The 15,027-nt window shown below is 72.3% G+C and carries 11 protein-coding genes; 4 read left to right on the top strand and 7 right to left on the bottom strand.

The genetic code is table 11. The features are described 5' to 3' along the window. Positions 1–139: 139 nt before the first annotated feature. The 5 genes from glpK to UIS43_RS11900 all read right to left on the bottom strand — a co-directional run bounded on the left by glpK (position 140) and on the right by UIS43_RS11900 (position 5,019). Positions 140–1,639 carry a glycerol kinase GlpK gene (gene glpK, locus UIS43_RS11920; protein WP_013154655.1) on the bottom strand — a complete coding sequence of 500 codons (1,500 nt, stop codon included), beginning with the start codon at positions 1,637–1,639 and terminating at the stop codon, positions 140–142. A 258-nt stretch (positions 1,640–1,897) separates the two neighbouring features. Beyond that, positions 1,898–2,689, bottom strand: coding sequence for an IclR family transcriptional regulator (locus UIS43_RS11915; RefSeq protein WP_013154654.1), 792 nt, complete (start codon positions 2,687–2,689; stop codon positions 1,898–1,900). A gap of 143 nt (positions 2,690–2,832) precedes the next feature. Next, positions 2,833–3,837, bottom strand: a complete 1,005-nt coding sequence (locus tag UIS43_RS11910) for a low specificity L-threonine aldolase (RefSeq protein ID WP_094804549.1) — start codon at positions 3,835–3,837, stop codon at positions 2,833–2,835. Between the two features lie 91 nt (positions 3,838–3,928). Further along, entirely contained in the window at positions 3,929–4,384 is a 456-nt protein-coding gene (locus UIS43_RS11905) for a MarR family winged helix-turn-helix transcriptional regulator (protein ID WP_013154652.1), read from the bottom strand. A gap of 2 nt (positions 4,385–4,386) precedes the next feature. Next, the gene (locus UIS43_RS11900; protein ID WP_071622640.1) at positions 4,387–5,019 is read right to left on the bottom strand and encodes a DJ-1/PfpI family protein; all 633 of its coding nucleotides are present in this window, start codon (positions 5,017–5,019) and stop codon (positions 4,387–4,389) included. A gap of 238 nt (positions 5,020–5,257) precedes the next feature. On the opposite strand from UIS43_RS11900, the gene UIS43_RS11895 reads away from it, so the two are divergent. The 3 genes from UIS43_RS11895 (at position 5,258) to UIS43_RS11885 (ending at position 12,980) form a co-directional block, all read left to right on the top strand. Continuing rightward, entirely contained in the window at positions 5,258–10,480 is a 5,223-nt protein-coding gene (locus UIS43_RS11895) for a caspase family protein (RefSeq protein ID WP_370013168.1), read from the top strand. A 26-nt stretch (positions 10,481–10,506) separates the two neighbouring features. Next, positions 10,507–11,382: a hypothetical protein gene (locus UIS43_RS11890; protein WP_013154649.1), complete on the top strand. Its 876-nt coding sequence runs from the start codon at positions 10,507–10,509 to the stop codon at positions 11,380–11,382. A gap of 221 nt (positions 11,383–11,603) precedes the next feature. After that, positions 11,604–12,980: a GntP family permease gene (locus UIS43_RS11885; RefSeq protein ID WP_013154648.1), complete on the top strand. Its 1,377-nt coding sequence runs from the start codon at positions 11,604–11,606 to the stop codon at positions 12,978–12,980. Between the two features lie 27 nt (positions 12,981–13,007). On the opposite strand, the gene UIS43_RS11880 is transcribed toward UIS43_RS11885, so the two are convergent. Then, positions 13,008–13,724, bottom strand: coding sequence for a FadR/GntR family transcriptional regulator (locus UIS43_RS11880; protein WP_013154647.1), 717 nt, complete (start codon positions 13,722–13,724; stop codon positions 13,008–13,010). Between the two features lie 137 nt (positions 13,725–13,861). Here UIS43_RS11880 and UIS43_RS11875 point away from each other — a divergent pair, with 137 nt between their 5' ends. Then, positions 13,862–14,392 carry a gluconokinase gene (locus tag UIS43_RS11875; RefSeq protein WP_370013167.1) on the top strand — a complete coding sequence of 177 codons (531 nt, stop codon included), beginning with the start codon at positions 13,862–13,864 and terminating at the stop codon, positions 14,390–14,392. 138 nt (positions 14,393–14,530) lie between these two features. Here the strand turns inward: UIS43_RS11875 and UIS43_RS11870 are convergent, their stop codons facing one another. Then, positions 14,531–14,938 (bottom strand): hypothetical protein, encoded by a 408-nt coding sequence (locus UIS43_RS11870; protein ID WP_013154645.1) that lies wholly within the window; start codon positions 14,936–14,938, stop codon positions 14,531–14,533. Positions 14,939–15,027: the final 89 nt, after the last annotated feature.

The raw sequence follows: 15,027 nt of genomic DNA, 5'->3' as shown, positions 1-15,027 counted from the left end.
GTTTAATAGGACGCACCCGTCACAGGAATGGGATGGAGCGGAGCGCGTACGGCGCCCCGCGGGCCGGTTCCCGGGAGCCGAAGGTGGCAGCCGGGGCTCCTGGGAACCGGTCGTTCGGTGGGGTGACGCCGCCCCCGCGCTACTGGGCGTCCTCGTGCTCGACCCAGTCCAGGGTGCGGCGCACGGCCTTGTTCCAGTTGCGGTACTCGCGCTCGCGCACGGCGGGCTCCATCTTCGGAGTCCACTCGGCGGCCTTGTGCCAGTTGGCGCGCAGCGTCTCGACGTCGGGCCAGTAGCCCACCGCCAGCCCCGCGGCGTAGGCGGCGCCCAGGCAGGTGGTCTCGGCGACCATCGGACGCACGACCTCGGTGTCGAGCACGTCGGACAGGATCTGCATGAGCAGGTTGTCGGCGGTCATGCCGCCGTCCACCTTGAGCGTGGTCAGCTCCGTGGGCGCGTCGGCGTTCATCGCGTCGACGACCTCGCGGGTCTGCCACGCGGTGGCCTCCAGGACGGCGCGGGCGATGTGGCCCTTGTTGACGTAACCGGTCAGGCCCGCCATGACGCCGCGCGCGTCGCTGCGCCAGTGCGGGGCGAACAGGCCGGAGAAGGCGGGCACGATGTAGCAGCCGCCGTTGTCCTCCACGGTGCGCGCCAGCGTCTCGATCTCGGGCGCGGTGGAGATCAGGCCCAGGTTGTCGCGCAGCCACTGCACGAGGGAGCCGGTCACCGCGATGGAGCCCTCCAGGGCGTACACGGCCGGTTCGTCGCCGAGCTTGTATCCCAGCGTGGTGAGCAGGCCGTTCTCGGAGGTCACCGGCTCGGTGCCGGTGTTCATCACCAGGAAGGTACCGGTGCCGTAGGTGCCCTTGACGTCGCCCGGGTCGAAGCAGGTCTGGCCGAACAGGGCGGCGTGCTGGTCGCCGAGGGAGGAGGCGACGGGGGTTCCGGCCAGGTATCCCCTGGCCTCGCCGTAGACCTCCGACGACGAGCGGATCTCGGGCAGGACGCCCTCGGGGACGCCGATGGCCTCCAGGATCTCGGGATCCCACTGGAGGGTGGACAGGTTCATCAGCATGGTGCGGCTGGCGTTGGTCACGTCGGTGACGTGGCGGCCGGTCAGCTTCCAGATGATCCAGGTGTCCATGGTGCCGAACAGGACCTCGCCGCGCTCGGCGCGTTCGCGCAGGCCGTCGACGTTGTCCAGCAGCCAGCGCAGCTTGGGGCCGGAGAAGTAGGTGGCCAGCGGCAGGCCGCACCGGTCGCGGAAGCGGTCCTGGCCCTCCTCGCCGCCCAGTTCGCGGACCAGGTCGTCGGTGCGGGTGTCCTGCCAGACGATGGCGTTGTGGACCGGCTCGCCCGTCTCGCGGTCCCAGACCAGGGTGGTCTCGCGCTGGTTGGTGATGCCGACGGCCGCGATCTGGTCGGGGGTGATGTCGTTCTTGTCCAGGGCTCCCCTGATGACCGCCTCGACGTTGGTCCAGATCTCCGTGGCGTCGTGTTCGACCCAGCCCGGCTTGGGGAAGATCTGCCTGTGTTCGCGTTGGTCGACCGAGACGATACGTCCGTCGCGGTCGAAGAGGATGCAGCGGCTCGACGTGGTGCCCTGGTCGATCGCGGCGACGTACTGCTGACTCATCGGGTGCTCGCCTTCAGGGTGGGGCTCGGGACGGGGCCGGACGCACACGGTTTCGGATTAAACCCGCACGTTGTACGACATTGACGTATGAGTAGCCGTTAGTTTCATCCGTCTTTCCTTCCCATGTCAAGGCCGTGTGACGCAATCGTGTCGCGTGCGTCACGTCCTCTCGACGGCAACGCTTCCAGGCGCGGGCGAACGCCGGAAGCCGCCGCGCGGGAGGCCTTCCGCGGGCGGTGGGAGAACTGCGGTGCGACCTCAGTAGGGGGTGACGCCGAGTTCCCGGGAGATGGCCCGCGCCGCGTCGCGCACGTAGGAGACCTGCTCCATGTCGGGCCTGCCCCCCTCGCCGCGCAGGCGCTCGACGGCGCCGCGCACCCCGATGGCGCCGACGGTCGTGCCGCGCCGGTCGCGGATGGGGGCGGCGATGGAGACCTCGCCGTCCACGAGTTCCTCGGCCTCCCACGCCCAGCCGTCGTCGCGCACCTGGTCGAGCTGGCGCTCCAGCGCGGCGGGGGAGGTGACGGTGTGCCGGGTGAAGGAGGTCAGGGCCGGGGCCCCGCCGCTCTCGACCACGGCCGGGTCCTCCTCGGGGGCCGCCAGGGGGTCGAAGGCCATGATGACCTTGCCGATGGCGGTGGCGTGCAGCGGCAGCAGGGTGCCCACGTCCAGGGTCTGCTGGGAGGCGTCGGGACGGAACACGTGGTGGACCACGAGCACCTGGTGCTTGTGCAGCGTGCCGATCCGCACGCTCTCACCGCTGCGCGAGGCCAGGCTGTCCGCCCAGTTCAGGGCGCGGGTGCGCAGTTCGTTGCCGTCCAGGTAGCGGGTGCCCAGGCTGAGCATGCCCCCGCCCAGGCGGTAGCGGCCCGACTCGGGGTCCTGCTCGACGAAGCCCACGTGCTGGAGGGTGCGCAGGATGCCGAGCACGGTGCCCTTGGGCAGCTCCAGGGACCGGGAGATCTCCGCCAGGCTGAGCCCGCGGGCGCCGGTGGCCAGGATCCGGAGAATGGCTGCCGCGCGTTCGATCGACTGGATTCTTCCCGGCATTGCGGTGCTACCACTCTCTAGTACGACAATGTCATACGCGAAATGCTACTACGCGTTGTGACGCGTGGCACGCCCGCGGCAGCCGGGCGGTCAGGCGATCGGCACAGTCTAGGTCGGCCGACCGCCGCGCCCGGCCGCCGGGGTCACAGCTCGGCGGCGGCCTCGGCCACGCCCCGGGCGGCCTCCTCGACGTCGCGGTCGGTGGTCTCCAGGTGCACCACCAGGCGCACGGCGTCGCCGATGCCCAGCCCCGCGACCCCGTGGCGGGCGAAGGCCTCGGCGTAGCGCGCGCCCTGTCCGGCCGGGGTGGGCACCAGCACCATGTTGGTCTGCGCCCGCACGGCCAGCCCGGACCGCTCGGAGATCAGCCGGGCCAGCTCCGCGGCGCGCTCGTGGTCCTCGGCCACCCGCTCGCGGTGGTGGCGCAGCGCGTACAGGGCCCCGGCGGCGATGATCCCGGCCTGGCGCATCCCCGCGCCCAGCAGCTTGCGCCCGCGCCGGGCCCTGCGCACCGTGTCGGCGTCCCCGACCAGCGCCGAGCCCACCGGGGCGCCCAGGCCCTTGGAGAAGCACACCGACACCGTGTCGAACCCGTCCGCGACCTCGGCGGGAGCGGCGTCCAGGGCGGCGGCCGCGTTCCACAGCCGAGCCCCGTCCAGGTGCGCGCGCAGCCCGTGCCGGTGCGCGAACCCGGTGACCCGGCGCTGTTCGGCCAGCGGTACGACGCGGCCGGTGAAGGTGTTCTCCAGCCACACCAGGGCGGGCTCGGCCCGGTGGACGTCGCCCCGGCCGGCGATCCACGACTCCAGCACCGCGTCGGTGGGGCAGAGCCCGTCCGAGTACAGGCGCGGCAGAGCCCGGGCCAGCACCGCGGTCGCGCCCTGCTCGTCGCCGATGAGGTGGTGGTTCTCGTGCGCCCACACCTCCTCGCCGCTGCGGGTGGACACGTACAGCCCCAGCTGGTTGGCCATGTGCCCGGACGGCACGTACAGCGCGGCCTCCCGGCCCAGCAGCCCGGCGGTCTCCTCCTCCAGTTCCCGCACGGTCGGGTCCTCGCCCCACACGTCGTCGCCCACCTCGGCCTCGGCCATGGCCCTGCGCATGGCCGGGGTGGGGCGGGTGACGGTGTCGGAACGCAGGTCGATCATGGCGTCTTCCTCCTGGTGGGACGCGTGCCCTCGGGCGGGGGGAGCGGACCCGGGGTGGACGGGGTGTCCGCCCGACGATACTGCCCGCCGCTCAGTCGCCCCCGATCCGGTCCAGGGCGCGTGAGAGCTGGCGCAGCGCCTCCAGGACACGAGCGCTGTCCTCCTCGCCCAGCTCGGCGACCAGGGCCTTGGCCACCCGGTCGTGGTCGGGGCTGATCCGGCGCAGGGCGTCCAGGCCCTCCCCGGTGGCGGCGAGCAGCTTGGCGCGGCTGTGCGCCGGGTTCGGCCGGTACTCGGCCAGTCCCTGCTCCACCAGCAGGTCGGCGATGCGCTGCACGCTCTGCCGCGTGGTGCCGAAGCGGCGCGCGACCGCCGACACCGGCAGGGGGTCGCGGGTCACCGCGCCGAGCACCTGCCAGCGCGCGGCGGTCAGTCCGGCGGTGCGGGCCAGCTCCTCGGCCACCGACAGGAACTGCCCGTTGAGGCGGAAGACGGTGAGCGCCGTCCCGGTGAGCAGGTCGGAGTGTCTGTCCTCGGCAGGGGCCATGCTCAGGACCCCTCCAGCAGCACGTGGTAGGCGCCGGGGTCGTGCTCGGCGTGCAGCCGGTACCACGCGTCGAGGACGCGGGGCGTGTACAGGTCCAGGGCCGCGAAGACCTCCCGGGCGAACTCCAGCGGCGCGGTGGGCCCGGCCGTGATGAGGCCGCCGTCGGAGACCGCGAGCGCGGAGCGGTAGCGGCGCATCCCGGCGTAGCCGGTGGCCAGCAGGTACTCGGGCGCGGCGCTGGTGTGGTCGCGGTAGTCCAGGAGCCCCTCACGGGCGAGCCCGGCCGTGGCGCCGCAGATGGCCGCCACCGGCACACCGGCGTCGAGCCAGATCCCGGCCGCCGAGGCGAACGGCGAGAAGGCCTCGGGGTCCAGGTCCCAGCCGTCGGCGCCCGGCAGGATCAGCATCGCGCTGGAGGAGGGCTTGAGCTGGGGCAGGGTGATGTCCGGCAGGATGGTCAGCCCGCCCGCGGTCGTGACGGGCGCGCCGGTGAGGCCGACGGTCACCACGTCGTAGCGCCCGGGGTCGCGCTGCCAGTCGCCGCCCCGGATGGTCGCGGTGGTGTGCCCGATCTCCCAGTCCGCCAGCTGGTCGTACACGGCGAGGTGGACGGTCTGCCTGGTGTCTTCGATCATGACAGCATGCTGTCATTTTGACAGGGTGCTGTCAATGCTCGAAGGGTGATCGGCCGGAGGGGATCCCCCCGTGGGCCCCCACGTGATTGGTGAGTCCTATGTGGGTGTTTGCGCTTTTCCACAGGGGTGGGGCCCCGGAGCTCCCACGGGCATAATGGATCAGACAGCGCCTGGCGCGCTTTTTCGGGCCTTCGACAAGTGCATAAAACCCCCTGAAGAAAACCGAGAGGTTGCCCCCTTGCCGAGCGGAACCGGTCGTCGTTTCTTCCTTGCCGTCGGTGTTTCCAGGTACCAGCACCTGTCCAGAGAGGAGCAGCTGACCGGGGTCGGAGAAGATGTTCTCGCCGTCCGGAACCTGTTCACCGGCTTCGGCTACGAATCCGTTCTGGAGGGGATCGGCGACTACGGGAGCGCCAACGACATCCGCGAGAAGATCCGCCGCTGGGTCGCCGATGTCGAACTGGGCGAGGAGGACGTCGTCGTCCTGTACTTCGCGGGCCACGGATACGCGCCCGACCGGGACCGGCACTACCTGTGCTGCTGGGACACACGCGAGGACACCCCCGCCTCGACCGCCCTGGCCACCGAGGACCTGGTCCGGATCCTGTGCGAGGGGCGGCTGCGCAGGCTGCTGCTGATCCTGGACACCTGCGCGGCCGGGGCGGGCGCCTCCGACGCGGCCGGGATCGCGCTCAACACCCTCGCCTACCGCCTCACCGGCGGCGACGTGTCCACCTCTGTGTGCTTCCTGTCCTCCGCGCGCGCCAAGGACCTCGCCCAGGACGGGGCCTTCGCGCCCGCGCTGCGCGAGGCCGTGGAGACGGCCACCGAGCGGGCGGGCCAGCGCCAGCCCTACCTCGACCTGGCCTCCGTCGTCCAGCACGTCAACGACCACTTCGCCGAGAACGGCGTCCCCCAGCGCGCCGAGCTGGCCAAGGGCGCGGGCACCGGCCTGGACCCCTTCCTGCCCAACGACTCCTACCGCGCCGACCTGCCCTCGGAGGGCACCGACCTCGACTTCCAGCGCCAGGCGGCCGAACTGGCCGAGCACTACGGCCCGCGCTCGCGCGGCGTGGAGTTCGAGTCCGAGCAGGGCCGCTACTTCAGCGGCCGGGAGTGGGTCCTGCGCGACCTGGTCTCCTGGATGACGTCGCCGGAGGGCGACGGGCGGGGCCGCATCGTGACCGGCAAGCCCGGCTGCGGCAAGTCGGCGGTGCTGGGCCGGGTCGTCACCGTGTCCGACCGCGAGTACCGCGAGCGGCTGGGGCTCGCGGAGTCCTCCGACGACACCCTCGTCCCCGTGGGGACGGTGACCGCCGCGGTCCACGCCCGGCACAAGCGGCTGGAGGAGATCGTCGAGCGCGTCTCCACTGCGCTCGGCTCCCGGGCGCGGACCCCCTCGGCGGCCGGGCTCCTCCAGGAGCTGGCCCAGCGCGCACGGGTCAGCGAACGGCCCCTCGTCATCGTCGTCGACGCCCTCGACGAGGCGGGCTCGGGCAGCACGGCCGACTTCGTGGGCCGCGGTGAGCCGCGCCGGATCGCCCGCGAGCTGCTGCGGCCCATGGCCGAGATCCCCGGGGTGCGGCTCCTGGTCGGCACCCGCCGCGAGCTGGTCAGGGCGCTGGAGTCGGTGATGACCGTCATCGACCTGGACACCCATCCCGCCGACACCGAGGCCGACATCCGCGGCTACGTGCGCCAGGTGCTGCTCGCCTCCGACGAGGCCGACACGCGCACCCCCTACCGGGACAGGCCCGAGCTGGCCGACCGGGTGGCCAGGGGAGTGGCGGGCCGCGCGGCCGGGGTCTTCCTGGTCGCCCGGCTCACCGCCCGCAGCCTGCGCAAGGAGCCGACCCCCATCGACACCTCGGTGTCCGGCTGGCAGAGGACCCTGCCCAGCGGGGTCGGCGAGGCCTTCGACGACTACCTGGCGCGCTTCGGTGAGGAGGAGGACCGGGTGCGGCGCCTGCTCACCCCGCTGGCCTTCGCCGAGGGCCAGGGGCTCCCCCGGGGGAGCACGTGGGCGGCGATGGCCGCCGGCCTGTCGGACGCGGAGTGCTCCGACGCCGACATCAGCGAGGTCCTGCGCTTCGCCAGCGACTACGTCGCCGAGGTGGTGGAGGGGGAGCGGTCGGTGTACCGCCTCTACCACCAGGCGCTCGCCGACCACCTGCGCGCCTCCTACAACGGCCGCGGGGACGCCACCCGCGCGCAGGAGCGGATCGTGGCAGCGCTGCTGGGGACCGTGCCGGGCCGCCTGGACGGCCAGGGGCCGGACTGGTTCTCCGCCTCCGCCTACGTCCGCGCGCACCTGGCCACGCACGCCTCCGACACCGGGCACCTCGACGCTCTGGTGGCCGACCCGGTGTTCCTGCTGGCGGCCGGTCAGCTCCCCCTGATGCGGGTGCTGGGCAGGGCCTCGGGTGAGGAGGCGCAGGCGGCCCGCACGGCCTACGAACAGGTCGCCCACCGGCTGTCGGAGAGGTACCCGCTCAAGGACCGGACCTCCGACCTCCAGCTCTCGGCCCGGCGCTGCGGCGCCGACGCGCTCGCGGAGCGGATCGACAAGTCGGGCCTGCCGTCCACGTGGACCACGCGGTGGGCGTGGTGGTCCACCAGCGGCGCGCACCGGCAACTGGTGGGGCACACGAAGGAGGTCGTGTGCGTGGCCACCACGGCGCTGGACGGGCACCGCGTCGCGGTCACCGGCAGCGCCGACAGGACGGTGCGGATCTGGGACCTGAGCACCCAGAGCCAGTTGGGCGATCCACTGGCGCTGCCCGTCAGGCCCACCTGCCTCACCCTGGGGGAGCTGGACGAGTACTCCGTCGCCCTGGTCGGAGGCATCGACGGCCGTCTGCGGATCGTGGACCTGTCCACCAGCCGGGTCCTCGGTGAGCAGTGGGAGGCCCACACCAACCTCGTCACGGACGTGGCCATGGCGACCTTCCGGGGCAGGCCCTTCGCACTGACGTCGAGTCAGGACGGGACCGCCCGGCTCTGGGACCTGGACACCCGGAGTCCTCTGGGCGGGCCGCTGGCCGCACACCGCAGCTCGGTCAACGCCGCGGCCCTCGCCCCCGTGGGAGACCGGCTGCTGGGGGTCACGGGCGGGACCGATCGCAGGGCCTACGTCTGGGATCTGACCGCGCTGCTCGACGATCCGCGCGCGGAAGTGCTCGGTGACGCGTTCGTCGCGCACACGGCGGAGGTGTCGACGCTCCTCCTCACGGACACCCCCGAGGGGCCCGTGGTCCTCAGCGGTGACGAGGAGGGGATGCTCAACCGCTGGAACCCGCTGAACCGGCAGCAGATCGGTGAACCCACTTCCGTGCACCCCCATGTCATGCCTGTCCGGGCGGGTGTCAGGTCCATCGACGCGGGCGGGTTCGGTGAACGGAGGGTGGTCCTGACCAGCGGGTGGGAGGACGCGCGGGTGTGGGACCTGGAGACCATGCGCCAGCAGGGCCACCCCCTGCGGGGGCACACCCAGGCGCTGAACCAGGCGGTTCTGACCTCGCAGTCGGATGATGTCTTCGCCGTCACCGTCAGCGATGACCGGACCGCGCGGGTGTGGGACCTGGCCGCGGACCAGCCCGAGACCGGGCACGTCGAGACCATCAACGCCGTCACCGCCGCGGTGCACGCGGGACGGCCCTACGCGGCGACCGGCGGGGCCGAGGGCATGCTGTGCGTCTGGGACCTGGAGGAACTCCGGGGGATCGCCCGGCCGCTGGAGAGCCACCACGGCGCCATCCGGGCGGTGGCGATGACCTCGGTGGACGGCGACCTGGTCGCGGTCACCGGAGGGGACGACACGAGTCTGCGGGTCTGGCATCCCCTCCGGGGACGCGAGTGCGTCCGACACCTCACCGGACACACCAACGCGGTCACCTGCCTCCAGACGGTGGCACTGAACGGCCGCTCCCTGGTGGTCAGCGGGAGCGAGGACGGGACCATCCGCCTGTGGGACCTGGGCACGGGCGCCGATGTCGTCAGCCCCCTCACCGGGCAGATCGGCGGCATCCACGAGATGCGGGCCCGGGTGGACGCGGGGGTACTGCGCCTTCTCGTCCGGACGACGCAGGACTACCTGTACCTCTGGTCCTGGGAGGGGCGGCCCGCCACCCTCCCGGAACGCGTGGTCGGACGCGAGTCATGGGACGAGGCGCTGGACAGGGGCACGATCGGTATCGGTTTCGTCCGGGGGACTCCCGTGGCCCTGACCACGAGCGGGGCCAACGACCTGTGCTGTTACTCCGTCGAACACTGGCAGCCGGTCGGCCGTGCCCTGGAGGGGTGGGGCGTCCAACTGCTGAACTTCGGCGCCCGGGTCACCAACGACGGCCACACCGCGGTACTGGACGCGGACAGGAGGCTCCACCTGGGCGACCTGCTCGCGGGAGAGCGGCTGGGAAGGCCCCTGTTGTCCAGCGAGAACGGGCTGATCAAGGGCGTCTTCACGGAGACCGCCACGGGGCTCGGGTTCCTGTCCGTCCAGAACGCGCAGGCGCGCCTGTGGGACGTGGCCACGACCAGTCCGGTCGGAGAGGCCTTCTCCGGCCTCGACCACCAGCTGCGAGGGGTGTCCGTCGACGGTGCCCAGGGGAGGGTGCACACCATGGGGTTCGACGGGACGTTGCGCGCCCACGACGCGGACACCGGGCACCTGGCCCATCCCCTGCTCACCAGCCAGGAGCGCGGCTCACGTCTGTGCCGGGTCTCGGACACCACCCACCTCGTGCAGAGATGGCGGTGGATGGAGTTGGTCGACACGGCCGCCGGGGAGGCGGTCGCCTCCTTCCACGAGCAGGACCTGGCGCCGTTGACGGAGTTCGCGGTACACGACCTGGACGGCCGGACCGTCGTGGTCACCACGGGCAAGGACGCCCGCCTCCACGTGTGGGACCTGGCCGAGCGCACGCGTGTCGGGGAACCGCTGGGAGGGCACACCGCGATCGTGCGCAACATCCGTACCGTGCGCATCGGTGACCGGCACCTGCTCGCCAGCGCGTCCGCCGACGGCACGGTCCGGGTGTGGGACCTGCGGACCCGAGAACCGGTCGCCGGGCCGTTCGGCGACGCCGGGACACGGTTGCGCGCGGTGGACATCGCCGACACCGGGGACGGAGGACTGCTCGTCGGTGGCGGCGACAAGGGCCCCCTCCTCGCCTGGAACACACGGAACTGGTCGCGTACCGCACTGCCGGTACCCGACCTCGTCGACGGGGTTCGGACGATCCGCATCGCCCGGGTCGCCGGTGTCCCGCTCGTCGTCGTCTCCGACCTCCAGGGTGTGATCCGCGCCTGGAACCACGCGGCCGGGACCATGGTCGGGGAGATCGGTGTGGGCAGTCTGGTCCACGACCTCTCGGTCACCCCGGACGGGAACCTCTACGCCGCCACCGACTCCGGCCTCGTCGCCCTCCGCCTCAACACGGACTCACTCACCCGCCCCTGAACCCCCCACCGCTCCAAGGAGGCCGCGTGGCCAGGATCCTCTGCGTCCACGGCATCGCCCAGCAGTTCAAGGGCGCCGAGACCCTGCTCGCCCAGTGGCGCCCCGCGCTCACCGACGGCGCGGCCCTGGCCGGGGCCCGCCTCGCTCCGGACGACGTCGCCATGGCCTTCTACGGCGACCTCTTCCGGCCCGCCGGACACCGGGCGGTCGGACTCCCGCCCTACGACGCCTCCGACGTCGAGGAGGGCCTGGAACAGGACCTGTTGCGCGCACTGTGGGAGGAGGCCGCCCGGACCGACCCCTCGGTGCCCGGACCGGGGGCACCGGTCCGGTTCGGCGCCCCCTCCTGGGTACAGCGCGCCCTGGTGTCGCTGTCCCGCCACCCCGTCTTCGCGGGGCTCGCCGACCGCGCCATGATCGCCGACCTCAAGCAGGTCCGCGCCTACCTCACCGACCCCGCCGTGAGGTCGGCGGCCCAGCGGCGGGTCCTCGCCGGGATCGGTCCCGACACCCGCCTCGTCGTCGCGCACTCGCTCGGCAGCGTGGTCGCCTACGAGGCCCTGTGCGCCGCCTCCCGGGCCCCCTCCGACGATCCGGCCTCCGCCTCCGCTCCGTTCCTCGACCTCGTGACGGTCGGGTCCCCCCTCGGAATCGCGGGGCTGATCTTCGACCGCCTCCTGCCCTCCCCCGAGAAGGGCCGCGGCACCCGTCCGCCGGCGGTGCGCACGTGGACCAACGTGGCCGACCGGCGCGACGTGGTCGCCCTGGTCAAGGAGCTCGACCCGCTGTTCGGCGGCGTGGCGGACCTGCCGGTGGACAACGGGCCGAAGGCGCACGACGCCTCGCCCTACCTCACGTCCAGGGAGGTGGGGCTGGCGGTGGCCGCCGGGCTCACGGAGTGACGCCCGAACGCACCGGTGTGTCGCATGTCACCCTTGCCCCGGAAGCTGCTGGTGGGTCGGGTTTCCGGTGACGCAGGTCTCGCGGGCGTAACAGAACGGAACGCCGGTGTTCACATAACCTCACAAATGGTATTACCATTCTCGGAGCCTGCCCCCAGAGCAGGTCGGAGCCGTACTCCCGTACAGCTCAGCACCACCGCACACCCACGGAAGGCTCCGTCGTGGAGAACTTCGAACCCGTCTACGGGACGGGACCCCTTCTCGGGATCGCTGCGGGAGCCATCGCCCTCCTGCTGTTCCTGATCATCCGCCTCAAGCTGCACGCGTTCGTGGCGCTCATCCTGGTCAGCGTCCTGACCGCCCTGGCCACCGGCATCCCCGTCTCCGGGGTGGTGCCCACCCTCCTGGACGGCTTCGGGGGCACCCTCGCCAACGTCGCCCTGCTCGTCGGGCTCGGCGTGATGATCGGCCGCCTGCTGGAGATCACCGGAGGCGCGGCCGTCCTGGCCGGGGCGCTGATCAGGCTCTTCGGTGAGAAGCGCGCGCCGCTCGCGCTCGGCGTCGCCTCCCTGCTCTTCGGCTTCCCGATCTTCTTCGACGTCGGCCTCATCGTCATGCTGCCGATCGTCTTCAGCGTGGCCCGCCGCGTCGGCGGATCCGTGCTCATGTACGCGCTGCCCACCGCGGGAGCCTTCGCGGTCATGCACGCCTTCGTGCCCCCGCACCCCGGTCCGGTCACCGCGGCTGTGGAGATCGAGGCGGACATGGGCCTGGTGCTGCTGATCGGCACCATCCTGGCCATCCCCACCTGGTACCTGGCCAGCTACCTGTTCGGCCTGTGGGCCGGGAGGAAGTGGGAGCTGGCGGTTCCCGAGGACATCATGTCCGACGGCACCGTCAAGCACGAGAACCCGCCGCGCCTGGTGACGGTGCTGGCCGTCCTCCTGCTGCCGATGCTGCTGATCTTCGCCAACACCGGTATGACCACGCTCGTCTCCACGGGCGCGGTGCCCGCCGAGGCCACGTGGGTGCAGATCCTCCAGCTGCTCGGGCAGACCCCGATCGCGCTGCTCATCACCGTGCTCTTCGCGATGGTCGTGCTCAGCCCGGGCCGCTTCACCCGCCAGCGGGTGGAGGAGATCGTCGGCGGCGCGCTCGGCCCGGTCTGCGCCATCATCCTCATCACCGGCGCGGGCGGCATGTTCGGCGGCGTGCTGCGCACCAGCGGCATCGGCGACGCCCTCGCCGACAGCCTGGAGTCCACCGGCCTGCCGGTGATCGTCGCCGCCTTCGTCATCGCGCTCGCGCTGCGCGTCGCCCAGGGCTCGGCCACCGTCGCCATCACCACGGCGGCGGGCCTGATCGCCCCGGCCGTGGCGGCCACCTCGGGACTCTCCTCGATCGACCTGGCCCTGATCGTCATCGCGATCGCCTCCGGCGCCACGGCCCTGTCGCACGTCAACGACTCCGGGTTCTGGCTGGTCGGCCGTTTCCTGGGTATGGACGTCAAGACGACGCTCAAGACCTGGACGGTCATGGAGACCCTGATCGGCTTCATCGGCTTCGGGCTCGCCTTCGGACTCAGCCTGGTGCTGTGACCGCGCGGGCGGAACCCGGTCGTCCGCTCAGGACGCGGGTTCCGCCCTCCGGTCGCCCTCCAGCGCGACGGACACCTCGGTGACGATGGAGCGCATCGCGGCCTCCGCCACGTCGGGGAGGCCGTCCCGGATCGCCTGGGCCACGGCCTTGTGCAGCCGCAGCGCCTCCGGGCGCGGGTTGCGCGGCATCAGGTGGTAGGAGGTGCGTCCGACCAGGACCTCCGCCACCACCTGGGACAGGCCGACGAACATCTCGTTGCCGGACAGCTCCAGGATGCGGCGGTGGAACGTGACGTCCAACTCCAGGAAGGTCTCCAGGTCACCGGCGCGCCCGGTGCGGACCATCTGGTCGGCGACCACGACCAGCTGGGCCCGCTCCTCGGCGTCGCCGCGCTCGGCGGCCAGGGCCGCGGCCCCCGGTTCCAGCGCGGCGCGCAGTTCGTTGAGCGAGCGCAGCTGCTCCATCCGGCCGGGCCCGGCCAGGCGCCAGCGGATGAGCTGGGGGTCGAAGACGCTCCAGTCCCGGCGCGGGCGCACGCGGATGCCGGTGCGGGGGCGGCTGACCACCAGCCGCATGGACTCCAGGACGCGCACGGCCTCGCGCGCGACCGTCCGGGAGACGCCGAAGTCCTGTTCCAGGCCCTGGAGGGTGAAGGTGTGGCCGGTCCGGTACTCGCCTGCGGCGATGGCGGGTCCGAGCACCGCCAGCACGCGGTTGTGCAGTGTGCGGTGGTCCGTGGCCATCGTTCTCCTCGTGCTCCGGGGCCGTCCGGTTGGCCGCATGCGGCCGTGGGTCACGCTGAAGCCTAGCCGGATTGATTGATATCACTATTAACGGTGACGCTTGCGGCCGCGCAGGGGCACCACGACACGGAGAAACCATGCACTTTGTCTTCATGGGGGTCTCGGGCAGCGGCAAGACCACTGTCGCCGAACGTGTGGCCAAGCAGCTGGGCCTGCCCTTCGCCGAGGCCGACGACTTCCACCCCCGGGCCAACATCGACAAGATGGCGGCGGGCGTCCCGCTGACCGACGAGGACCGCTGGCCGTGGCTGCACGAGCTGGCCCGGTGGATCGCCGAGCACGAGGCCGCCGACCAGTCCACGGTCATGGCCTGCTCGGCGCTCAGGCACAGCTACCGCGACGTCCTGCGCCAGGCCGCCCTGGGGGTGCGCTTCCTGCACATGCACGGCTCCGCCGAGGTGATCTGGCGGCGGATCGAGGCCCGCCAGGACCACTTCATGCCGCCCGCGCTCCTGGAGTCGCAGCTCGACACCCTCGAACGGCTGAGGGAGGACGAACCCGGCCTCGAACTCGACGTCAGGGACGACGTGGAGTCCCTCGTCGGACAGGCCCTGGAGTACGTGGGGCCGCTGCTGCGTCCGGCGGAGGCACCGGTCGTCGGGGACTGAGGCGAGCGCCGTCCCGGCGCGGCGGCAACGCCCTGTGGCGCCCCGCCCCTGGGGGCGGGACGGCCGGAGCCCGGGCCCTCGTCGCGCGCGTGCCCGAAGGGGAGGGGGCCGACGGAGCGCCGTCGGCCCCCTCCCGCGCTACTCCTCGTCGTCCTCGCCGTCGGCGGCCGCGTGCAGCCGCGCCAGGTGGTCGCTGTCGTCCTCCCCGTGGCGGCCCAGGTAGATCTCCCTGGCCTCGTCCGCGATGTCGGCCGACTCGTCCTCGAAACCGTAGTCGGCCAGGTCGTCCAGCAGGTCCAGCGCCCGGTGCAGGGCGTCGCCGTCGTCGGGGGACTGGGCGGCCTCCTGCGGGAGGTGGTCCGCGACGATGGCGAGGACGGCGGCCCGCGCCTCGTCCACGGCACTCTCGGATCCGGCCGCGGCGGTCAGCCGGATCCTGGTGATGGGATCCTCGTCGGCCACCAGCATCAGCTGTTCGGCCAGCCAGGAGGCCTCCTGGCCCTCGAGGAACGCGGTCAGCGCCGCGTCGTCAAGCGGTGTGGTCATTGGCAGATCATAGGCCCGCCCGGTGCCTCCACCGACACCGGTGTCCGGGCTCCGGGGCGGGTTCGCGGCCCCGGAAAACACACCCTTTC

The sequence above is a fragment of the Nocardiopsis sp. LDBS0036 genome, assembly GCF_041228755.1.
Classification (GTDB): Bacteria; Actinomycetota; Actinomycetes; order Streptosporangiales; family Streptosporangiaceae; genus Nocardiopsis; species Nocardiopsis dassonvillei.
Note: the sequence above shows the minus strand (reverse complement) of the source record. Positions and strands in the feature narration are given on the sequence as shown.

Bases quoted from the DNA above. Each gene is read 5' to 3' on its own strand.
- UIS43_RS11870 (WP_013154645.1), bottom strand. From the start codon at position 14,938: ATGACCACACCGCTTGACGACGCGGCGCTGACCGCGTTCCTCGAGGGC.
- UIS43_RS11915 (WP_013154654.1), bottom strand. From the start codon at position 2,689: ATGCCGGGAAGAATCCAGTCGATCGAACGCGCGGCAGCCATTCTCCGG.
- UIS43_RS11900 (WP_071622640.1), bottom strand. From the start codon at position 5,019: ATGATCGAAGACACCAGGCAGACCGTCCACCTCGCCGTGTACGACCAG.
- UIS43_RS11875 (WP_370013167.1), top strand. From the start codon at position 13,862: ATGCACTTTGTCTTCATGGGGGTCTCGGGCAGCGGCAAGACCACTGTC.
- UIS43_RS11880 (WP_013154647.1), bottom strand. From the start codon at position 13,724: ATGGCCACGGACCACCGCACACTGCACAACCGCGTGCTGGCGGTGCTC.
- glpK (WP_013154655.1), bottom strand. From the start codon at position 1,639: ATGAGTCAGCAGTACGTCGCCGCGATCGACCAGGGCACCACGTCGAGC.
- UIS43_RS11910 (WP_094804549.1), bottom strand. From the start codon at position 3,837: ATGATCGACCTGCGTTCCGACACCGTCACCCGCCCCACCCCGGCCATG.
- UIS43_RS11905 (WP_013154652.1), bottom strand. From the start codon at position 4,384: ATGGCCCCTGCCGAGGACAGACACTCCGACCTGCTCACCGGGACGGCG.